Here is a 22469-nt window from a genome sequence, read left to right as displayed (position 1 = left end):
TCGTATCGGTCACCGCGTTCCCTCAAGCGCGCACACCGCGTAGCCGAACGCGGGCAGAGTGACACGCAGCGATCCGGGTGCGGCGACGTGCGTGGTGCACCCGCTGCCCGCCAGCACGCGCGCGGCGGCGGCAGCGGGCTCGACCTCGATCAACCGATTGATCGGCGTCGCGCTCGTGTTGAAGGCGAGCAGCACCTCGGCCTGTGTCGTTGGGTCGAAGCGCGAGATTGCGAGCAGCCCCGGCTTCTCCTCGCGCGCGCGCAGCACCTGTCGCCCGCGGGTCAGCGCCGGCGTCACGACGCGCAGCCGCGCGAGCGCCGCGATCTGCTTGAACAGCGGATTGTCCTGGCCGAAATGCGCCGTGGCGGTGGTCGTCGTCGTGCCGAGCAGGCGATTGTCGTTGTAGCTCGCGACCTTGCTCGCGAACATGTCCTCGCGCGCGTCCTGGTCGTTGCCGTCGCCGGTGAACCCCTGTTCGTCGCCCGAATAGACCGTCGGCACGCCGCGAAGCGACAGCAGCATCGCGTTGCCGAGCATCACGCGGCGCAGCACCTCGTCGTCGCTCGCCTGCGGAAACGCCTGACGGACGTAGAAGGCGAAGCGGCCGTTGTCGTGGTTGCTGACGAAGGTCGGCAATTGCTGCGCGGTATCCGCCCCGCCCTCGTACAGCGGATCACCCTTGAACAGCACCTCGAACGCGTCGGTGCCGCGTTTTCCCGCCACCGTCTCGATCACCGCCTGACGGAAGGCGAAGTCGAGCACCGCAGGCAGCTTGTCGACGCGGGTGTGCTCGGCGAGCGCGCCGGCGTCGACCGAGCCGTGCGACACTTCGCCGAAGATGTGGAAGTTCGGGATACCCTTCGCCTTCGCGCGGGCGAGCATCGCGGGGACGAACGCCTGCCAGAACTCGGGGTTAACGTGGCGCGCGGTGTCGATGCGGTAGCCGTCGATCCCGAACCGGTCGATCCAGCCGCCGAAGATGTCGATCATGCCCGAGACGACGCGCGGGTGTTCGGTCATCAGGTCGTCGAGCCCGACGAAATCGCCCAGCGTCGAACTCTCGTTCTCGAACGTCGTGTTGCCGCGATTGTGGTACAGGCGGATGTCGTTCAGCCAGTCGGGCGACTTGGCGTGCTCGTCCCCCTTCGCCAGATAGGGCGTGTAGGCGTAGGTCGGGTCGGTCAGGTGCGCGAAATTATCCGCGGTCTGCACCGCGTCGCCAGCGAAGCCGGCGTTGATCGCGGGGCCGTTCACCCCGCCGCGGCGCTGGTAAGGATAGTCGGCGCGGCTGCGATAGGCACACGCGCCGCATTCGCGATACTGGATCACGTCGGCGGTGTGGTTGACGATGATGTCCATGTACACCTTGATCCCGCGCGCGTGCGCGGCATCGACCAGTGCCTTGAACTCCGCGTCCGTCCCCAGATGCGGGTCAACGTGGTTGAAGTCGGTAATCCAATAGCCGTGATAGCCCGCGCTCTCCTGACCCGGCGGGCCCTGGACGGGCTTGTTCTTGAAAATCGGGCCGACCCAGATCGCGGTCGCGCCGAGCGACTGGATGTACGGCAACCGCCGCATCAGCCCCTTCAGGTCGCCGCCGTGGTAGAAGCCCTTCGACGTCGGATCGTAGCCGGTGCGCAGGCGATCGCCCGTCAGCCCGCCACGGTCGTTCGTCGGGTCGGCATTGTCGAACCGGTCGGGCAGCGCGAAGTAGATCACCTCGTCCTGCGGCAATCGCGCGCGCAGTGACTGTAGCGCGGTGTCCCCGCCCTTCGCCTGCGCCATGGCGGGCGCCGCGACGCCGAGCGCCGTCGCCGCGAGCATCGCCCGTATCATCCCACCCCGTGTCATTAATACCCCTCCCGGCTTGTGCGGCGGTTTGCGGCGTGCCGGAAGGATTGCCAAGCGCGCAGCATACGTATTCACACGCGCGCGCCACGCGCCTACACTGCGGGCAACACATTGAAAGGAATGATCGACGCCGTCATGGCGCGCCCGACCCGCCCTTCCGCCGGCGATCGCCCAACCTCGTTCGACATCGCCGAGCTAGCCGGCGTGTCGCAGCCGACCGTTTCGCGCGCGCTGCGCGGCGACAAGACGGTCAGCGAGCGCACGCGGATGCGGATCGAGGCAATCGCGCAGCAGCTGAACTACAAGGTCGATCGCGCCGCCTCGTCGCTTCGACGCGGCGAGGTGAAGACGCTCGCGCTCCTGTTCTTCGAGGACCCTTTGCCCGACGGGTCGAACATCAATCCGTTCTTCCTCGCGATGCTCGGCTCGATCCTGAAAACGTGCAGCCAGCGCGGCTACGACCTGCTGACCTCGTTCCAGCGCTGGTCGGCGGACTGGCACGTCGATTACGAGGATGCGCGCCGCGCCGACGGGCTGATCCTGCTCGGCTACGGCGATTGGGAAGATTATCGCGCGCGCGTCGAGCAACTGGTCGCGCAGCGGACGCGGTTCGTGCGCTGGGGCGCGCCGAGCGGGGTCGGCACGACGATCGGCTGCGACAATGTCGCGGGCGGACGCGCGGCGGGCGAGCATCTGATCGAACGCGGCTGCCGCAGCATCGCCTATATCGGCGAGGCGAGCCACCATTACCCCGAGTTCCGCGACCGCTATGCTGGTCTTGCTCAGGCACTGCGCACCGCGGGGTTGCCGGTCGATCCGAGGCTCCACGTCGATGCCCTGTCGGTCGAGCAGAAGGGGTATGAGGCGGTGCAGCGGCTGCTCGCGCGCGGGATAACGTTCGACGCGGTATTCTGCGCGTCCGACCTGATCGCGCTGGGCGCGATGCGCGCGCTCAACGAGGCGGGGCGATCGGTGCCGGGCGACGTGGCGCTGGTCGGCTTCGACGACATCCCGGCGGCTAGCCACACGCATCCGCCGCTGACGACGGTGGCACAGGACTACGGTCGCGGCGGTGCCGAACTCGTCGACACGCTGATCCGCCAGATCGAGGGCGAGGCGACGCACGACCTGCTGCTGCCCTCACGTCTGGTGGTTCGCGCCTCCGCCTAGTCCGATCCGTCAGGCAGGCGCGCGTGCTGCGCAATGCTGCGCAACAAAAGCGTCGTGACGCGGCATCTGCGCCGCCTCGCGCGCGATCAACTGACGCATCAGCCCCAGATATTCGTCATTGTCGGCGCGCGTCTCGGCGTCGGCGATCGGGTGGTATCCGCGCGGGATGACGCCCTGCCCGATCAGCACCTGGATCCACGCGACCTCGGTGAACAGTTCCTCGTGCTCGCGCGTGACGTGCGCCTGCTCGCGCCACACGTCGAGCTTCTCGCGCAGCGTGTCGGGCAGATCGGCAGTGCGGCGCTCCTGCCAGAACGGCTCGTCGCGCGCGTTGGCGTGGTAATGCAGGACCAGGAAGTCGCGAATACGCTCATATTCGAAATCCGCCTGCCGGTTGTATTCGTCGCGCTGCGCCTGCGCCGACGCGCGGCCGGGCAGCATCTTCAGCAACCGCGCGATCGCGGTCTGCACGAGGTGGAGGCTGGTCGATTCGAGCGGCTCCATGAAACCCGAGGCGAGCCCGACCGCGACGACGTTGCCGCGCCACATCTCCTGCCGCTTGCCCGTCGTGAAACGGATCGGGCGCGGATCGGCCTCCGCCGCGCCGTCGAGGTTGGCGAGCAGGTGCGCCGCCGCCTCGTCGTCGGACAGATGCGCCGAGGAATAGACGATGCCGTTGCCGGTGCGGTGTTGCAGCGGGATGCGCCACTGCCATCCGGCCGCGTGCGCGGTCGCGCGTGTGTACGGCGTGAACTCGGCGACGCGCGCGGACGGTACCGCGAGCGCGCGGTCGCACGGCAACCAGCGCGTCCAGTCGTCGTAGCCGACCCCTAGGCCCTCGCCGATCAGGAGCGCGCGAAAGCCGGTGCAGTCGACGAACAGGTCACCCGACACGCGCGCGCCACCCTCGAGCGTCAGCGCATCGACGTCACCCGTCTCGCCATTCCGTTCGACCGAGACGATCCGCCCCTCGACGCGCTCGACCCCGCGCGTCTCGGCGAAGCGGCGCAGCAGCCGGGCGTAGAGCGCGGCGTCGAAGTGGAATGCGTAGGGCATGGCACCCAGCATCGCTGCGGTGCGCGCGGGCCCGCGCTGCATCTTGAGCGCGCGCGCCGCCACTTCGTTGAGCGAGAACGAACCGAGCGGTGCGACCGCCCCCTCGCCGTTCGCGCGCAACCAGCGATGATGGAAGGCGAGCAACCCTGACTCGCGCCCGACGTCGCCGAAGGCATGCATGTAACGCTCGCCCGGGCGGGTCCAGCCGGCGAATTCGATCCCCAGCTTGAAGGTGCCGCCGGTCGCACGCAGAAACGCGTCCTCGTCGAGGCCGAGCGCCTGATTGAACAACTGGATCTGCGGGATCGTCGCCTCTCCGACGCCGATCGTCCCGATCGCCTCGGACTCGATCAGCCGGATGCGGTACGCGTTGGACGGCAGGAAATGCGCGAACGCGGCCGCGACCATCCACCCTGCGCTGCCGCCACCGGCGATGACGATGTCAGTCTGGGTCATGCCACCTTCTACCCCGCGCCCATGCGCACTTCAAAGAGAAGGCCGCCGGCGTCGGGTGACGTCGGCGGCCAGTTTCATGCGAGGATCATCGGATCACATCGGCAACGATTAGAACTTGTAGCTGATCCCGACGTAGTAATCGCGGCCGTAGCGCTGATAGTCGATCACCTGGCGCTTATCGCCCGTGTTGTAGGTGATGAACGGACGATCGGTCAGGTTCTTGCCCTGCGCCAGGATCGACAGACCGCGCAGCGGGCCGTCCTGGAACTCGTAGCCGATCTGCGCATCGAGGATCGCTTCCTCCTTCGCGGTGCGGAACGTCGGGTTGGCTGACAGACCCGCGACCTCGGCGAGGAACGACGAGCGGTAGCGGTAGTTGGCGCGCGCCTGGAAACCCCACTTCTCGAAATAGATCGTGCCGCTGCCGGTCCAGTCGGACAGGCCGGGCAGCGTGATCGGCGCCGGGTTGTTGGCGTAACGGATCGTCGAGTCGGTGTAGTTGCCCGTCACGAACGCGCCGAAGCCGTCGAGCGCGGGGGTGATCATGCGGAACGGCAGCGACAGCGTCGCCTCCGCACCCAGGATCTCACCGCGGCCCGAGTTGTCCGGGCGGCTGATCGTACCGATCTGCTGACCGTTGGCGATGACCTGCTGCTGCTGCGCGGCGGTCAGCGAGCTGAGCAGCGGCGTGAAGTCGAACGGGATCACGGTCGCGGGGTTCACGAAGTCGGTCAGGTGCTTGAAGTAACCCGACAGCGCGACATAGCCGCCGCCGCTGCCGAAATACTTCTCGAACGACACGTCCATGTTGGTCGACTGATACGGACGCAGGCCGACGTTGCCGCCGTTCGAGCTGAACACCGGATTGGCCGCGAACGGCCGCACGCCGATGTTGCCCGGGTTGATGCTGACGTCCTGCGTGATCCGCTCCTGGTCGAGACGCGGGCGCACCATCGTCTGCGACGCACCGAGCTTCACGTACCCGCCGTCGACCAGTTCGACCGAGAAGGTCGCCGACGGCAGCACGCGGGTGTAGCGCACCGTATCGTTGGCGGGCGAGATCGTGACCACGCCACCGACGAGGCCCGCGATCTGGCCGTCCGAATTCTGATCGGTGTGGATCACCTGGACGCCCAGCGCGCCCTTCATCGCCTTGCCACTGACGTCGCCGTCGAAGTTCAGCTTGGCATAGCCCGTGTACACCTTCTCGGTCACGGTGTTGTCGCGCACCAGCGACCCCGGACGCCCATCGAACGCCGCGTTGAGCGAGTTGTTGTACAGGTACAGCGGGTTGAGCGTCAGCATCGCCGGGATGCCGAGGTAGGTCAGCGGAATGTTGCTGCCCAGCTGCGCTTCGGCCGGAACGTTCGCCACCTTGGGCGTGCCGCTCGCGACGGTGCAGTTGGTGCCCGCACCCTTCGGGCACAGGAAGTAGGACGCGAACGCGCTGGTCTTCTCGCGCTGGCTGTAGTTGGCGCCAACTTCCCAGCCCTTGACGACGCTGCCCTCGAACTCGCCGTTCAGGCTGGCGCGCAGCGACTTCAGGTCGTCCTTGAACTTCGGCCGGTTGAGGAAGCCCGACTGGACGACCTGCTGCGTGCCGTTGTTGCCCCAGCCCTGCGGGTCGGTCAGCTTGAAGATGTTGGTGTTGGTGTAGTCGAGCGTCGGCTTGAACGAATAGGTGCCGTTGCCGTTCTGCGTGACCGTGACCGTGTCGGCCACGCCGCCCTTCGCGAAGCCGGTGCCGGTGTTCGTTTCCAGCAGGAAGTCGGTGCGGGTCGCGCGGCTCCAGCTCGCGTCGACGTTGAAGTGCGTCGTCTCGCCGATCTTGAAATCGTTGTTCCAGCCGAGCGAGATGTTGTCCGCCTTGCGCTGGTTAAAGTCGTTGCGCTGCACCGCGTAGACGTTGGTGAACGTCGTGGTCGTCGCGAAACCGTTATTGACGGTGATGCCGCTGCGCACCGGATCGGAGAAGCCGAGCGGGAATTCGATCCCGCGCAGATACTGCGTTTCCTTGAAGTTCGAATACAGCGCGTCGAAGGTCGAGTGGAAATTGTCCGACGGCTGCCACTCGAGCGTCGCGACCGCGCCGTAGCGCTTCAGCTCGTTCGACTGGACATAGGGCTTCGCGCCGCCGAGCACGTACGGGTCGGCCGCGGTGCCCGTGCCGGCATAGCCCCACGCATTGTAGCGCTCGTTCTGCGTTGGCGCCTGCGTGCCCGACACGCCGATCGCGATGCCGAACGTGTCGTCGGCGAACTTGTCGACGTAGGTCGCCGAGCCGCGATAACCGTAGCGCGACAGCTCGGGGTTGAGGTTGTCGATGCCGTTCATCTGCCCGCGCGCGTTGATCGCGAAGACGCGCTGCGACTGGTCGAGCGGGCGCAGCATGCGCAGGTCGACCGTGCCCGAGATGCCCGCCGCGATCAGCGACGCGTCGGCCGACTTGTAGACGTTGACGTTGCGGAAGAATTCCGAGGGATACTGGTCGTATTCAACGCCGCGGTTGTCCCCGACGGTTACCTGCTCGCGGCCGTTCAGCAGCGTGGTCGAGAAATCGGGGCCGAGGCCGCGGATCGACAGGCGCTGGTCGCGACCCTCGAGGCGCTGCGCGGTGACGCCCGGGATACGTGCGAGCGAGTCGGCGATCGACACGTCGGGCAGCTTGCCCACGTCCTCGGCGGAGACCGAGTCGACGATCAGCGTCGAGCGGCGCTTGATGTCCGCCGACTTGGCGAGGCCGGCGCGGATGCCGGTGACGACGATGTCGGTGCCCTCACCTACGCCCGTCGTGGTGGGATCGGGGTTGGCGTTGGCATCCGGGGTGGGATCGGCGGGCGGGGTCGCCTGCGTCGCGGTGATCGCGCCCGTCGGGTTCGCGGTCGGCGCGTTGGGGTCGGGCGGCGTTTCCTGCGCGAAGGCGGTGCCGCTGCCGAGCAGCATGACGCCCGCGATGGTCAGCGCACTGGCGCGCAGCCCGAGCTGGGCGCGCGCGGAAAACGACAGGTGATGCGAATTGGACAACGTAACCTCCCCCAAGCCACACCTCCGCACGACGCGTGCGAGGTGCTTATCCGGCGTGATGACGGTGGGTTAGGCCCGATGGGGTCGTAGTCACAAGAAAGCCACATACGTATTCAGCCGCATGCGAGCGCGCTGATCGTCTCCGCTGTGGCAGCGATGTCACATTCGCGCGATCAACCGCGCGCGTCGAGGAAGGTGTTGACCGTCAACCGCCCGTCGTAGGGGTCGGCGCTGAACGACATGCCCGCTGGAATGTCGGCGCAGTGGAGCGTGTTGGACCGGTAGAGGATCGCGCGGTTGAAGCGGCCGCCGTGCCGCGCGACCTGCTCGAACACGGGCGATTTGGCGCCGATATACCCCTCGCCCGGCATCCCGTGGCGCGTCAGATCCTCGGCCAGCGCCGCGCGATAGGCGGGCAGGCGTGCGGCATCGACCGATTCGTAGCCGGTCGAGCGCTGACGATAGAAAGCGGTGCCGCTCGCCTCGTCGCGCGACAGATAATGGAGCAGCGCGAGCCGGGTCGGCGACACTTCGTCGAAATGCGGCAGCCGCTGGATCGGCGCCAGCGCGTCAGGCGGCGTGGTCACGACCGAGTAGAAACTGTCCACGACGCTCAGATCGGATAACCCGAACACGTCACGCGCAACGGGCGCGAGCGCCGCGACGAAGGGGCGCAGCACCGCCTCGGGCATGATCGCGCGGACGCCGGGATAATGGTCGCCGATCCGCGTGAAGGCGAGAAACGTCGCATCCTCGCGCAGCCCGTGCGGGTCGGGCGCGAACGCGTCGATCACGACGACGGGCTGTTCCTCACTGCCGTGCGTGGTGACGCTGACCTGCCATTGATCGCTGATCGTCATCGGCGCGCGATGCCACAAGCCGCGGCGTCAGGTAAGCGTGCGCAGGCCCCATTGGTCATAGCCGAACCGCCTGTCTCCGATCTGGAAGCTGCGCGCATTGATCAGTTGCGGTTCGTCTCGTGCGCCGATGCCGCGCGCCATGTGATGCGGGATCGCGATGCGCGTGATCGTGCCCCCGAACGGGCTGGCGAGCGGCCCGGGCAGATCGACCAGCAGGTCGCGCGCGCCGAGCCGGGTCGCTGCCTCCTCCTCGACATCGGCGAAGGTCAGCGTGCGGAACGGTTGCGACAGATCGAGCGCGACGCGCCGCGCCGTCTCGGCCGCGGCGTGGTCGCCGCCCGCGCGTTCGTTCGCATGGTTACGCCACGCAGGGTTGCCCGCGATGACGGCAGCGAGCGCTTCGGGATGCAGCGCGCGTTCGACCAGCCGGCGATTATCGCGCGGGATGACGATCTCGGGTGCGCCCTCCAGCAGGCGAAGCGTCGCCTCGAGCTGAACGACGTTGGGGTAAACGCTGCCGAGCCCGTGGCGCGCGCCGCTCATCTTGCCGAGCAGCGTCGACAGGTCGCGCTCGGGCGGGCGAAGCACGAGCACGCGGGCGTGCGCGAACGCGCCGCGATCCTCGCGCGGGTGACGATGCAGCCGCCCGATCCGCTGGAGGAGCACGTCGATCGGCGCCAGATCGGTGACGAGGGAGTCGGCATCGATGTCGAGCGATTGTTCCAGCGTCTGTGTGCCGACCAGCACCTGCCCGCGCGCCAGCCGGCCCTTGCCGAACGCGGCAGTTACCGCGTCGTCCAGCCGTTCGCGGTCGTCACGCGCGAAGCGGCCGTGGTGGAGCGTCGCGGTGCGCTCGACGCGGAACGCGACGTCGGGCGCGAGAGCAGACACCGCCTGCGCCACCGCCACTGCGCCGGCGACGCTGTTACGCACCACCAGCACCGATGCACCCTCGCGCGCCGCTTGAACCGCGTGCGCGGCGACCGCGTCGGCGTCGTGCATCAGCGCGGCAATCTCGAGCGTGACGTGCTTCGCCGCGCGCGCCGCGCCCGCGGCTTCGCGGAGTGGCGAAGCACTGCCCGACAGTGCGGGATACGGCTGCGCCTCGGCCTCGGCGAGCGGTGGCGTGGCGGTCCCGAGCAAGCGCGCGCGGGCCGCCGCGCCGAGCGTCGCCGACAGCAGCAGCGCCTGGCCGCCGACGGCGACATGGTGATCGAGCAATCGTGCGAGCAGCGCCGACATATAATGGTCGGACGCGTGGACCTCGTCGACGACCAACAGGCTGCGCGACAGCACGCCCGTGCGGAACAGTGCGTACCTGACCGGCAGGATCCCTAGCAGCGCCTGATCGATCGTGCCGACCGCGACGCGCGCGGCGAGGAAGTTCAGGCTCCGCTCCGCTGCCCAACGCGCGTCGGGCGCGTGTCGCCCCGATGCATCGTCGTCCCAGCGGACCTCGTATCCGGGCAGCGCCTGCCCGTTGGCGTCGCCCGCGCGCAGGTAGCCGGGAACCGCCAGCATCGCCTCGGGCGCGTCGTCACGCCACACCCGCTTCAACATATCATTGACGCGGGTGTACAACTGCACCGCAGCCGAACGCGTCGGCAGCGCGAAGAACAGCCCGTCGACCTGCCCGCGCCGCCTGAGTTCGAGCCACCGCCACAACGCCGCCTCGGTCTTGCCCGAGCCGGTTTCGGCCTCGATCAGCGCGACCGCTCCGAGGTCGTCGCGCGCCGCCTCGGTCTGAAAGGGGTGCGGCGGAAAGTCGAACGCGTGCGTGAAATCGCCCGGCGGCGTGCCGAGCGGCAGAAATCCGCGCGCGTGCGCCGCCGCGCGGACCTCAGCACCGCGCAGCGCGTCGCGCGGGGTCCCGTGCGGGGCACCGACGGGCAGGCGGCGCGTGTCCGAGCCGAGCCAGTCGGCGAGCGTCACCAACCCGGCGAACAGCGCAACCAACCGCGGGGCATTCGGCAGCGGGGGCCCCGCCGCCCACGCCAGCGGCCAGCGCGCGCGGATCACGTTCAGAACATCGAGGGCATCCGACGCGGGATCGGTGCCGCGTTCGGGCATCCAATATCCGACATGCCCGACCCACGACGCCGGGCCGATACCGGGCGCGGGGCCGAATTCTGGCCGCGGTCGTCCGTGATGCGCCATCACCGCGGCGAAGTGATCCCCGGCACCCCAGTCGCGGATCGTCGCGTGCAACGTGCGGGCCGCGTCACTCCTGCTCAGCCCCGAATGGTTGAGCAATGCCGCGACCTGACCGGTATGCCCGACCTTGTCCTTCACCCTGGGGTCGATCCGCGCCTGGAAACCTCGGTTCGCCTTGCCGATGTCGTGAAGCGCCGCCAGCGCGCACAGCCGCGCGATATCCTGCGCGGTCAGCGCGCGCCCCGCGGCGGCCTCGAGCGGGCGCCGCCACGCCTCGACCACCACCGCCATCGCCGCTCCGACGTCGAGGCAGTGATCGACCAGCGGCAATGCCGCGTTTACGCGACCGTCGGCGTCGCGCGCCAGTTTCGCCCACGGACCGTTCAGCGTGATCGTCATCGACATCCCCTCCCGCCGGATCACCGTAACCCGCACCCGCGCGTGACCGCGCGCTGCCGATCGTCACCGTCGACGAGGCGATCTACCGCCGCCTGCCCGCCTTCCTGATCGCGACGGTCGACAAGTTCGCGGCATTGCCCTGGGTCGGGCAGGCCGGCGCGTTCTTCGGCCACGTCGACCGCGCCGATGCGACCGGCTTCTACGGCGCGGCCGAGCCGGGGATCGGACGGCCACTAGACGGGGGACACCGGCTCGCGCCGCCCGACCTCGTCATCCAGGACGAACTGCACCTGATCTCGGGGCCGCTCGGCACGATCGCGGGTTTGTACGAGGCCGCGATCGACGCGCTCGCGACGAGGCACGTCGGCGGGGAGCGCGTGCGCCCCAAGATCGTCGCCTCGACCGCCACCGTGCGCCGCGCGCGCGACCAGATCATGAGCCTGTTCGACCGCCCCGACACGCGCATCTTCCCGCCGCCGGGGATCGACCGCCGCGACAGCTTCTTCGCGCTGACGCGGGCGGAAAGCGACGCCGACCCGGCGCGCTGGTACGTCGGGATCGCCGCAGCGGGGCGCGGACCCAAACTCGTGTTCCTCCAGGCGCTCGTCACGCTGCTGGGCGCGGCACAGGGGCTGACGCACGTGGGCGAGCACGCGCAAGCGGACGACACCGACGCCTATCTGACCGCCCTGTGCTATTTCAACGCGCTGCGCGAACTAGGCGGCGCGCGCCGCATCGTCGAGGACGAGGTCGCCAACCGGCTGGCGCATTACGGCACGCGCCGCCGCCGCGCCGAGCCCGCCGACCAGCCGTTCAGCGACCGCGCGCTCGGCGAACCCGTGGAGCTCACCTCGCGCGTGTCGACCGATCAGGTCGCGGCGGCGAAGCGGCGGCTGTCGCCCAGGCTCCCCCGCACCCGCGGGGATCGACCCTGCGTCGCATCGCGCGCGCCGACGCGGGTGGAGGCTCCCCCGCACCCGCGGGGATCGACCCGCGATCGAGGCATGACATGATCGAACGACGGCGGCTCCCCCGCACCCGCGGGGATCGACCCCATTCGCGCGATTGGTGGTCGTCAACGAACCGGGCTCCCCCGCACCCGCGGAAATCGACCCGGCGGTGTCGTCGACCTCGATGTGCCCGAGGAGGCTCCCCCGCATCCGCGGGGATCGACCCTGGGGGTGCTGCCACAGGGGGCGTACTACACCGGCTCCCCCGCATCCGCGGGGATCGACCCGCCCTGATCGGCCGCACCGCCACCGCCGCCATGGCTCCCCCGCATCCGCGGGGATCGACCCTTATTTGGTTCCGATCATCTCATAGCGCTTGGGGCTCCCCCGCATCCGCGGGGATCGACCCCACTATCGCCGCGATCAATCGCCTGTGCACGGGGCTCCCCCGCATCCGCGGGGATCGACCCTCGCTGGACTGCTGGGTCTTTTCCTCCAGTTTGGCTCCCCCGCACCCGCGGGGTCGGCCCGTGCGATATCTGTGTCAGAACACGATCGGGGTTATTGAAAGAGGCGGGGCAATCCGATCGCGTTCCTGACGGGTTTCCTACTTCGACCCATCGGAGGCAGCAGCCATGATGGGCAAGCAACACCGAGGCGGCACGGACACACACTGGCGGGAATTGGCGGGAGCTAGCGGGCGATAATTCTCGCCTATCATTTCCTGCTCAGGATGGACAGGCTGACCGGCTCGGGAGAACCGCCAGACGCGCTCGCGCCGCACCACAGTCGGCGTCCCTCAATTGAGCACAAATTGCTAGTTTGCATGACACGACCATTCGCCCCAGGAGCATCACGTCGTAGCGCCGGCTGTGTGCGGAGTTTGCTTTAACCTCACTTATCGCGGTTTTGCCGATTGCCGGTCGACGCGCGGGTGCCGCATCATTCGACATTCCGCGAAACCCGGCATGGCCGCTTTCGCGATGCCGGCATCTTCCGCATCCTGTTGGTGCAGGCAGTTCGGCGCTTCGCCGGCGCGTGGTTGATCGCCTACAACTATGCGGCGATCAACGCCTCGTTCCTCGCGAGCGAGATGGCTGGCAGGATAAGATGCGGGATGCCGACATGGCCGCGCGCCGGTTACCTCGCCCGGTTCGTGAATATGGGACGGATCAGGCCATTGCTCCGCCGCCACAGCAGCATGGCGTGCTGCGTGACGAGCCCGCTACACCGATCCCGCACCCGGATGGTCCGCGCGCATGGCGCGGGCCCATTTGGTTATCCCCTAAATGTCCTGATCGACTGACCTCTCAAATCCGACATCGTAGGAGGATTGTGAGCGAGCGGATTATTTCCCGATATCGGGTCCGAGTTGTTTCAGTCGTTGGGCTTAGATTGCGAGTTTGATCCTCCTCTCGCCGGATTCCGGCGCGGCGCGGTCAGTTTGCCGATGACACCGGCGTGACGTTGCTTGGGATAGTCGGGTATGGCGGTTGCTCCGGGCATGGGGGCGGGTTAGCCTCTCCGCGATACAAGGGGGCGGATATGCTGGCACGCTGGTCGGGACTCGTGGCGCTGGGCTTTGCCCTGATCGCCGCTCAGGGGGCGTCGGCACAGATCGCCAATCCGGTGCTGACCGCGCGGGCAAACGGCATCCGGGACGAGGCTCATACCCGGTCGTTGCAATTGCGGCGGCTGGACCTGTCGGTCGAGCAGCGCGGTGGTGTGGTGGAGACGACCGTCACCGCCGTCTTCGCCAATCCGGAGCGCGAACAGCAGGAAGGTGATTTTCGCCTGACCTTGCCCGAAGGTGCGGTCGTCACCGGCTATGCGCTGGACGTCGGCGGACGAATGGTCGATGGTGTTCTGGTCGACCGGCCCCGTGCCAAGGCGGTGTACGAGGCTCGGGTCCGCCAGCGCGTCGACCCCGGCCTGGCCGAAGTCAGCCCGGACAATGTCTTTTCGACCCGTGTCTTTCCGATCTGGCCGGGGTCCGGGCGGACGATCCGCGTGAGCTTCGTCGCCCCTGTCGGCGCCGAGGGTTGGCGCCTGCCGGTGGGCTTCGATGCGCCGGCCGAGGGATGGTCGGTACGGGTGCATGCGACAGGGATGACAGGTGCGCCCGTCGTGACGCTGGGTGATACGGCGCTGACAATGACGGCGCAGGGCGACGCCTTTCGGGCTGAGCGCGCGGGCAAGGGCGCGCTGCCGCCTGGCGCACTGAAGATCGCATCTACGCGGGTCGCCGATCTGATCGCGAGCACCCATCGCAATGGCGAGCGCGACGTCCAGCTCGGCGGCGACCTTCCTCCCGCCGCCGCCAGTGCGGCGCCGGCGCGGCTGCGCATCTATTGGGATCGCTCACGCTCTCGGCTGGATGCCGACACCGCGCGCGAGATCGCGCTGGTCAAGGCGGCAATTACCGACTGGCGGCCGGCTACGATCGAGCTGGTCGCCTTCAATAGTAGCGGGGCGTTTCGCCAGACGGTCCGCAACGCCGACGAGGCCGCTGCGTGGCTGGCCGCGCTGTCCTATCGGGGCGCGACGAGCTTTGCACCGATCAGCCGTGAAGGTCCGGCCGATCGCTGCCTGATGTTCACCGACGGCCGCGCGACGATCGACCGCGGAGCGACGATCGGCGCGGCCTGCCCGATTGACGTGGTCAGCAGCGCGAGCGGTGACGACCGGGCCTGGGCCGGGCATCTGGCTCGAACGCATGGCGGACGCCTGATCCTGCTCGGCGACGATCCGATCGCGGCAATGGCGCAGTTGCGCGTGCCGGGTACCGGCGTGACGGCGGTGGTTGATCCCGACGGACGGCCTATCCCCTTCGTGCCGCTGTCCGCTCCCGCCGGACGCTGGTCGATCCTGACCCGTGCGCCCGGTTTTGGGCCGGTCACGGTCAGACTGGGCAGCGGGCAGACGATCGTCCGCGCAGTCGAGGGCGATAGCATCGCGTTTGACGGCCCCGGTGCGCTGCTAGCGCGAGACCAATTGGCCGAGTTGGGCGGCACCGACCAGCGCGAGGCCTATGTTGCGCTCAGCCGCCGGTACGGCATCGCCAGCCCTAGTCTGTCGTTTCTCGTCCTGGAAAGCGTGAACGACTATCTAGCAGCGAAGATCGACCCGCCGGCCACCCTGCCCGCCGAATGGCGCGACGATTATGCGCGAGCCCGCAAGGCGGCGGACAGCAACGACGCCGCAAAAGCACAAACTCGCCGCGAGAACCTCGTCAAGGAATGGCAGGAACAGGTCGCCTGGTGGAAGACGAAGTTCGATCCCGCGGCAGTGCCCAAGCGGGTCGCTACCTCGCACAGCTTCGACCGGACAGCACCGAGTGAGGCATTCCCACCACCACCACCACCACCGCCGCCACCGCCGCCGCCACCACCACCACCACCACCGCCACCGGCGGTCGCAACAACGATGCCGTCACCCCCGGCTGTTTACTCACCCGTTCCTCCGGGCGCACCCCCGGCCCCGCAGGGCAGCCCTGCGACGGGCAACATCGTGGTGACCAGCCGCAGCGCGGGTGCCGAGGCCGGCCCTGCCGCGCCGTCGGTTCAGATCGATGCGTGGCAGCCAGACCGCCCCTATCTCGAGTTGTATGACGGCAAACCCGCCGACTTCGCCGAACGCTTCCGTGAGGCCGAGGCGCGGCATGGGACGCTGCCCATCTTCTACCTCGACACCGCCGCCTGGCTGGCGAAGCGCGGGCGGATCGCGGAGGCGCAGGAAATGGTCCTGTCGGCGCTCGAGCTGCCGACCGCTGACGACACGACGCTAGGCATGGTCGCCGACCGGCTCGAGCGCTACGGCGCCTGGGACCGCGCGGTCGAGCTGCGCGAGCGGCAGGCGGCGCTCGATCCGGATCGGCCGCAGCCGCGCCGTCTGCTGGCACTGACGCTCGCCCGCCGGGCCAAGGCGCAGCCCGCCACGGCGCGCGCCGACCTGACCCGCGCGATCACGCTGTTGTACGACGTCGCCGTCACGCCGCAGTCCGCACTTTGGAATGGCATCGCGCTGATCTCGCTCAACGAGGCGAATGCGATGCTCCCACGCTTGCGCGCGCTCGGTGGCACCGTCGACATGGACCCGCGTCTGGTCGGACTGCTCGACGTCGATGTGCGCGTCGTCATCGACTGGTCCAGCGATGGCTCGGACATGGACCTCTGGGTCGACGAACCGACCCGCGAACGGGCGATCTACAACAACAATCGCACCGTGATCGGTGGACGGCTGTCGAACGACATGACGCGTGGGTACGGGCCGGAGGAATATATGGTCCACCGGGCGCCGGCGGGCATCTACACCGCGCAGGCCAATGTCTTCGCGCCCGACCGGATCGATCCCAATGGGGCGACCATTCTGACCGCGCACCTGTTCCGCAATTTCGGTCGCGCGAACGAAACGGTCGACAGCGTCGATATCGAGTTGAAGCGCGACGAAAAAGGCGCGCGGATGATCGGCCGCGTCATCGTGCCTGCCAAGCAGCCGCCGACCAGGCGGTAACGGTCCACGACGTTCGGCCTCGCGCGAGGGATCGCGTGCGGACTTACCGCACAGACGACATGCCCGCCTATGCGGCTGAAGCAGAAGCGGGAGGTATGACCTTCCGCCGAGCCGCTACACGTGACGCCTCTTCCTCATGATCCTGAGCCGCGCCGAGAAGGTCGGCGACCGTTCGGCCATCGTTGCTGCGTCGATCACGGAACAGGAAATCCGTGATTTCGTGCAGCCATACCCGCCTGCCCATCCGGTAATACCAGCGGATCGCATGCCGGATCTTCGGGTCTGGGTGCCACGCCCAGCGTCGGAACGCGCGCGGCCGGAGCTGCGCGACCGCTTCGATCAGCTTGACCCAGAGAAACAGACGCCAGGGCGGCATCCGGGTGAGTCCGAGCACCTGATGCTTATAGTCCCATTTCGTCTGGTCCGCCTGCACCACAGGGCGGTCCGCAGCCAGACGGAAGAAAGGGGTCCATCGATGAGGCGTGACGTAGAGCGCCTGGATCTGATCGGCATCGTAGGAAATAAGCTGCCGCATGCCGCGGAACAGGTCTCGGTCGGTCTGGTCATCGAACCCGGCTACCCAGGTCACCATCGAAAGGATGCCATGTTGGCGAAGCAACTGGATCGCCTCGCGATCCTTGGCGACGGCACCGCCCTTACGGATTAGCTTGAGTGTCGCCTCGTCCGTGTTCTCCATTCCCATCAGGAAGCGCTCGAAGCCGGCGCGCTTGTACAGGTGCAGGATGTCGGCATCGCGCACGATGTCGTCCGCACGGGTTGAGCCGACCAACGTAACCGAGATGTCCTCGGCGATAAGCGCCTCCAGAAAGACCCGCCAGGGCTTGCGGCCGGCGCTCGGATTCTCGTCGGCGAAGTTGAACACTTCCACCCCGTGCTCGCGGTGCAGGTGAGCGATCTCCTTGGCCAATTTGACCGGATCACGATGACGCCAGCGCGTCCAGAAACCGCGCTGCCCGCAATAGTTGCACAGGTGCGGACAGCCGCGGGAGAACTGGATGACGACCGCCCGCTTGCCGCCCCAGTAGCTGTAATGGCGGTGGTCGATCAGTTCCCAGCCGATCCGATAAGCGTCGAGATCGGTGATGACGGGCGCGGGCGGTGTCCCGATCGCCTCGCCGCCGCGGTGGAATGCGATCCCCGGTACGTCATCGAGCATGTCACCCTGCTCGAGCACACGCATCAATTTCCGAGCGGTCTCCTCGCCCTCACCGCGCACGATCGCGTGAACGTGCGGTTCGTCCCGCAGGATCTCGCGCCAGAAATAGGTCGGGTGGACCCCGCCGTACACGATGCGAGCCTCGGGTAGCATTTGCGCCACGGCTTTGGACACTTCGGCGATGATGGGATGACCCGACGATGACCCCGAATGGCCAAATAATATTGCACCCGGCGCGCGGCGGACGATCTCTGCGACCAGTTCCCCAAGCGGCATCGGCCCGAATTCGCCGTCGATGAGCGCCACGTCATGGCCGTCGTCGATCAGCGGGCCGCCGACGCAGAGCAACCCAAATGGGGGCAGTTGCTCCTTGGGAATGCGACTGCCGATCGCCGGATGTGGAACGTTCACCAGAAGAATACGCACATCGACTATCCCGCTGCCATCGCCAGACCGTCATCGCACCGCGCGGTCAAGGGAACGTGAAGAGGCCGAGGCAAATCCGTGCAGACAAGCGACGCGACTTTAGTGCAGTATCAGGCGTTGGCCGACCATCGATTGCATTTCGGACGCCTCTACTTTCAAGTGATCGGCCTCAACCTCGCGCTCGTCACGGGCGTGTTGACGGCCGTCGCCATCAATCGACCGCTCTGGTTGGCCGCGGCGGGTCTGCTGGCAGGGCCGGTCCTGCTCGGGACGGCACTCGTGGCGCATCGTCTGCATGCACAAGAGGAGAGCTACGCCTCCGCCCTACGCGCCATCGAGCAGCAGGAGCCGGGAATGATTGTGCTGTCGAACCCCAAGAGGCCTGGCGCCCGGCGGTTCGTGGTTCTCGCGCTCGCCGCGGCAGGTCTGCTGCTTGCCATCGGAAGCGCGTTCTGCACCGCATAGCCTAGGCGGCGTGGACAACGGCTATGCGCGATCCTCGCGGGACGCGAGGCGCTTGGCGCGGTTCCATTACAAAAAGCGCAAACCAGAGCCGGTTGATCATCGACAGCATACGTTGGCGACTACGATGCGGTGCTCCGTGGCTTGACGTGCCCGCCAAACTACGGGAACTGAAAATCATCGATCGCCGGTTCGACGACGGAGCGAATTCAAGGTCTGGCAGATCGTGGCAATGACGCTGGCCAAGTTCATGGCGGACATCGGCTAGTGTAATCACCGTCCGTGCCCACGTCTTGGCAGCGGTAGAAAAAAGGGGTTCATCAGCGCGACGTTGGCCGCTCGCGGGGTCGGTTCGTCAGTAAGTTACGCTGGCCGGCCAATGTTTCCGGGCAACCGCTCGCCTTGCATCTGACGGAGCGGCACATTGAACCCATCATCCGTGTCCGCTCAAGTCGCCGAAAAGAGAATGGATACGGCTGCACTCTCTTCAAGCAACGCAATCGCATCGAGCCTTTGTCCGGTCACCTCAAGATCGGCGACATCGTCACCACCCGCCACGACCAGTTGGTTAAGAGCTTTCTCGGCATGGTCTACCTCACCGCCAGATCCTGCCTCAAAGTTGTCGACGCCGCCCGGCCAGTTATCCGGCCAGGACGATCCCCATGGCCCGATGTCGCCACGATCAGAAATGCACGGCGGCGCCGACCCGGAAGTACCTCCCCAGGATCCCGCGGAAATAGGTCGTTGTCCCGCCCGACGCCGGATAGGGATAGGGCGGCGCCTGGTCGAAGAGGTTGTCGACCGAGAGCCGCAGGTTGAACTGCTGCGCCACGCGCAGCGTCGCGGCGGTGTTGACGAACACGACCGGGTTGACGCGGTTGAACGGGTAATAATTGGCGGGGATGTTGTTGGCGATGTTGGCGCTGCCGACATATGCCGCCTGTATCTGGTAGCTGAACGACGGATTGTCGTAGGTGACGGTCGCCACGCCCTTGTGCCGCGAATAACCGATCGAATTGTCGGTGATCGTCGGCTCGTCCCCTGCGGTGACCTGCGTCGTCAACGTGTCGAGATACTGGTAGCTCACGCTCGCCGACATGCCGCTTTCGGCGCCCAGCCACGGGGTGCGGAACCGATAGGCGATGTCGGCGAGGATGCCCTTGTACCGCAGTTGCGCGGAGTTGAAGTAGCTGGTGCCGACGAGGCTGAGCTGCCCAGTGCCGTCACGCGTGATCAGCGAGCAGAACGGGTTGGTCGGGTAGCTGGTCGAATCATAGCATGCCGCGACCACTTGATCGGTCGAGAACTGGCTGATCGCGTCCTTTAGCGTGATGTCGACGTAATCGACGGTCGCGCTCAGGCCCGGCAGGAAGCGCGGCGTCAGGATCGCGCCGACGGTGTAGCTGTCGGACTTCTCGTTTCGCAGGTTGGGATTGCCGAACACGTAGCCCGGGAACGACCGCTGGCTCGACAGCGCGGTGAAGTTCGCGGGCAGCCCCGCCGCGGTGCAGTTCGCGGCGCGCGTCGCGGGCGCCGGACCGTTGCCGCGCTGGTCCTGATCGCACACGTCGACCGCGAAGACGAACGAGGTCGAGGTGGGATTGAACGCCTCGGTGATCGCCGGCGCGCGGATCGCACGCGTGTAGGCGCCGCGGAAGGTGAGATCACGGATTGGGGCGTAACGACCACCCAGCGTATAGGTCGGATCACCACCCGCGAGCGAGTTCCAGACGTATCGACCCGCGGTCTGGATGCTGAGTTCGTGGATGAAGGGAACGTCGTTCTCCGCCGAGATGATGCTGGCGTTCAACTCGCCGAAGATTTCGTCGGTGTTGAACTTGCCCGACACGGGATCGATCGGGGTCGAGCGGCCGTAGCTGCCGCGATCGTTGGTCGGATCGCCGTCCCCGTTCGAATCGCGGGTCGGATCAGGATCGGGCGACCCGAAATAGAAGGTCCCGGGATTGAAGCGCGAGCTTTCCTGGCGGTGTTCGTAGCCGAGCGCAAAGGCGACATCGCCGCCGGGCAGCTTGAACAACGGGCCCGAGATCGAGACGATGCCGTCATATTGCTCGTTGACCGACGACGGCGTCGCGATCGTGGTGACGTAATCGCGCGCCGCGCTCGAGATCTGCTGACCGAACAGGTTGAGCGGCGCGCACGTGCTCGAGATCGTTGCCGCGGGCGAATTGGTGTAGCCCGGTGCGCAGACGATGTTGCCGCTCGCGTCGCGCGTCGCGTTCAGCGCGTTCAGAAAATTGATCTGGTTGACTTCGGGGTTGCGGCTCGTCGTTTTTGACCGGCCGTAATTGAAGCTCGCCTCGAACCGCCACTCGCGCCCGGGCAGGACGGTGAAATTACCGTCCAGTCCGATCACGCCCCGCGCCAGTTCGGTTTTCGCGGTCGAGACGCCGGGCGACAGATCGGTGTTCGCGCGCCCGAGGTAGAAATAGTTCTGCCCCCCCCACCAGCGGATTGCCCGCGTAATCGACGCCCTGGTTCTGGTCCGAGAAGGGGTTGTTCGCGATCGATTGCTGGATCGCGGTACGAGCCGCCGCGCTCAAGAACGGGTTTGACAGCGGGATGATCAGATTGCCGTCGCGCGTCCCCGCCGCACCGAACAACCCGGTATTATACACCGGCTGTGCCGCCAGATTGCGCCCCTGGCTGACGCTGTACCAACCCTCGCCGAACAACCGCACCTTGTCCGTCACCTGAAACGTCGCGTTGAGGTTGCCGTTGTAGCGCTTGAGGTCGGTCAGCAGGTTCTGGACGCTCGGCAGCGACAAACCGTTGCCCCCGCTCGTGAAGACGTTGAACGCGGTGTCGCGTCCGACCGTCGATCCGAAGTTGATCGCCTCCAGCGACCCGTCGGGGGCGAAGCGCAGCTGCGTGTTGCCCGCCCCCGCGACGCCGAAGCTCGCGGTCGGATCGCCGAGGAACAGGTTCGCCTGCTGCGGGCTGAGCGGCAAATCGAGGCCGAAGGCGCCGCCGCCAACGAGCGGGATACCCGTGGTCGCGATCGAGGGGACGCGGAAGTCGCGGTACAGCGCCTGGTTCGCGCCCGTGGTCGCGCGGCTGCGCGCGAAGCGGTCGTCGCTCGTCGTCAACGTGCGGTCGGTGTAGAGCAGGCCCTTGGCCTCGTTATATTCGCCCGCGATCGTGATGTTGCCGCGACCATCGGCGAAATTTTGTCCCGCGAGCGCGCGGAAACGGTAGTCGGGCGCGTCGCCACGCTCGGAGATGCCATATTGGGCGTCGAGGTCGAGACCCTGATAATCCTTCTTGAGGATGATGTTGATCGTGCCCGCGATCGCGTCGGAGCCGTAGATCGGCGCGCCGATCGCGGCGACGGTCTCGACGCGGTCGATCAGCTTCGTCGGGATGGTGTTGAGATCGACCTGGCTGCCGCCCGACCCGGTCGGGCCGAAGATCGACGGTGTGTTGGACGACACGAAACGGCGACCGTTGACCAGCGTCAGCGTCCGCTGCGATCCCAGACCGAGAAAGTCGACGTAGCTCTGGCCCGCGCCGAAGCTCGACTGCCCGGCCCCGACCGGCGACGCCCCCGGCACGCCGAACGCCGGCAGCTCGTTCAACGCTTGCGCGACGGTCGAGAAGCCGCGCGTGTCGAGCTGCTTTGAATCGATCACCTGGATCGGCGACGTCGTTTCGGTTCCGCGGCGTGCGATGCGCGAGCCCGTAACGACGATGTCGCCGTCGGTCGGCGTCGACCCGGCCGCCGTGCCGGGTTGATCGGTGCCCGGGGTCGTGGCCGGTGCGTCGGCACTTGGTTGGCACGTCCCCGTCGCGTCGAGCAGTGTTCCGGTCGGGCAGTTGGTCGTTTGCGATTGCGGGTCGGCGGTTTGTGCGAACCCCTGGATCGGATGAGCAAGCGTCGCGAGCGCGATGGCACCCAGCGAAACCCGACCGGCACGAACGGACAATCTCGTCATCTGACCCCCCCCCTCA

At 67.3% G+C, this 22469-nt stretch carries 14 protein-coding genes and 1 CRISPR repeat array; of the genes, 4 read left to right on the top strand and 10 right to left on the bottom strand.

Annotated features, from left to right (window positions below):
• Nucleotides 1-9 precede the first annotated feature (9 nt).
• Complete coding sequence (locus tag KZ810_RS15760; protein WP_219770073.1) at nucleotides 10-1824, bottom strand: alpha-amylase family glycosyl hydrolase; 1815 nt, start codon at nucleotides 1822-1824, stop codon at nucleotides 10-12.
• Between the two features lie 162 nt (nucleotides 1825-1986).
• Here KZ810_RS15760 and KZ810_RS15755 point away from each other — a divergent pair, with 162 nt between their 5' ends.
• Nucleotides 1987-3021, top strand: coding sequence for a LacI family DNA-binding transcriptional regulator (locus KZ810_RS15755; protein ID WP_219770140.1), 1035 nt, complete (start codon nucleotides 1987-1989; stop codon nucleotides 3019-3021).
• Nucleotides 3022-3030: 9 nt separating this feature from the next.
• On the opposite strand, the gene KZ810_RS15750 is transcribed toward KZ810_RS15755, so the two are convergent.
• The 6 genes from KZ810_RS15750 to KZ810_RS15725 form a co-directional block, all read right to left on the bottom strand.
• Nucleotides 3031-4533 carry a tryptophan halogenase family protein gene (locus KZ810_RS15750; RefSeq protein ID WP_219770072.1) on the bottom strand — a complete coding sequence of 501 codons (1503 nt, stop codon included), beginning with the start codon at nucleotides 4531-4533 and terminating at the stop codon, nucleotides 3031-3033.
• 108 nt (nucleotides 4534-4641) lie between these two features.
• Entirely contained in the window at nucleotides 4642-7476 is a 2835-nt protein-coding gene (locus KZ810_RS15745) for a TonB-dependent receptor (protein ID WP_219770139.1), read from the bottom strand.
• A gap of 254 nt (nucleotides 7477-7730) precedes the next feature.
• Entirely contained in the window at nucleotides 7731-8417 is a 687-nt protein-coding gene (locus KZ810_RS15740; RefSeq protein ID WP_219770071.1) for a DUF6445 family protein, read from the bottom strand.
• A 27-nt stretch (nucleotides 8418-8444) separates the two neighbouring features.
• Complete coding sequence (cas3, locus tag KZ810_RS15735; RefSeq protein ID WP_219770070.1) at nucleotides 8445-10970, bottom strand: CRISPR-associated helicase Cas3'; 2526 nt, start codon at nucleotides 10968-10970, stop codon at nucleotides 8445-8447.
• Nucleotides 10971-10990: 20 nt separating this feature from the next.
• Entirely contained in the window at nucleotides 10991-11143 is a 153-nt protein-coding gene (locus KZ810_RS15730; protein WP_219770069.1) for a hypothetical protein, read from the bottom strand.
• A 60-nt stretch (nucleotides 11144-11203) separates the two neighbouring features.
• The gene (locus KZ810_RS15725) at nucleotides 11204-11629 is read right to left on the bottom strand and encodes a hypothetical protein (RefSeq protein WP_219770068.1); all 426 of its coding nucleotides are present in this window, start codon (nucleotides 11627-11629) and stop codon (nucleotides 11204-11206) included.
• A 244-nt stretch (nucleotides 11630-11873) separates the two neighbouring features.
• Nucleotides 11874-12390: a CRISPR direct-repeat array (repeat unit 29 nt; unit sequence GGCTCCCCCGCATCCGCGGGGATCGACCC).
• 446 nt (nucleotides 12391-12836) lie between these two features.
• Between KZ810_RS15725 and KZ810_RS15720 the strand changes: the two genes are divergently transcribed.
• The gene (locus tag KZ810_RS15720) at nucleotides 12837-13226 is read left to right on the top strand and encodes a hypothetical protein (protein WP_219770067.1); all 390 of its coding nucleotides are present in this window, start codon (nucleotides 12837-12839) and stop codon (nucleotides 13224-13226) included.
• 239 nt (nucleotides 13227-13465) lie between these two features.
• Nucleotides 13466-16432 (top strand): DUF2135 domain-containing protein, encoded by a 2967-nt coding sequence (locus tag KZ810_RS15715; protein ID WP_219770066.1) that lies wholly within the window; start codon nucleotides 13466-13468, stop codon nucleotides 16430-16432.
• Nucleotides 16433-16499: 67 nt separating this feature from the next.
• Here the strand turns inward: KZ810_RS15715 and bchE are convergent, their stop codons facing one another.
• Nucleotides 16500-18035, bottom strand: a complete 1536-nt coding sequence (gene bchE, locus KZ810_RS15710; RefSeq protein WP_219770065.1) for a magnesium-protoporphyrin IX monomethyl ester anaerobic oxidative cyclase — start codon at nucleotides 18033-18035, stop codon at nucleotides 16500-16502.
• Between the two features lie 102 nt (nucleotides 18036-18137).
• Between bchE and KZ810_RS15705 the strand changes: the two genes are divergently transcribed.
• Complete coding sequence (locus KZ810_RS15705; protein ID WP_219770064.1) at nucleotides 18138-18500, top strand: hypothetical protein; 363 nt, start codon at nucleotides 18138-18140, stop codon at nucleotides 18498-18500.
• A gap of 679 nt (nucleotides 18501-19179) precedes the next feature.
• Here KZ810_RS15705 and KZ810_RS15700 read toward each other — a convergent pair.
• Together KZ810_RS15700 and KZ810_RS15695 are read right to left on the bottom strand one after the other, a co-directional pair.
• The gene (locus tag KZ810_RS15700; protein ID WP_373369174.1) at nucleotides 19180-20973 is read right to left on the bottom strand and encodes a TonB-dependent receptor domain-containing protein; all 1794 of its coding nucleotides are present in this window, start codon (nucleotides 20971-20973) and stop codon (nucleotides 19180-19182) included.
• Nucleotides 20855-22453 (bottom strand): TonB-dependent receptor plug domain-containing protein, encoded by a 1599-nt coding sequence (locus tag KZ810_RS15695; protein ID WP_219770062.1) that lies wholly within the window; start codon nucleotides 22451-22453, stop codon nucleotides 20855-20857. The genes KZ810_RS15700 and KZ810_RS15695 overlap by 119 nt, the downstream gene beginning before the upstream one ends.
• Nucleotides 22454-22469: the final 16 nt, after the last annotated feature.

Source organism: Sphingomonas citricola (assembly GCF_019429535.1).
GTDB classification, from domain to species: domain Bacteria; phylum Pseudomonadota; class Alphaproteobacteria; order Sphingomonadales; family Sphingomonadaceae; genus Sphingomonas; species Sphingomonas citricola.
Note: the sequence above shows the minus strand (reverse complement) of the source record. Positions and strands in the feature narration are given on the sequence as shown.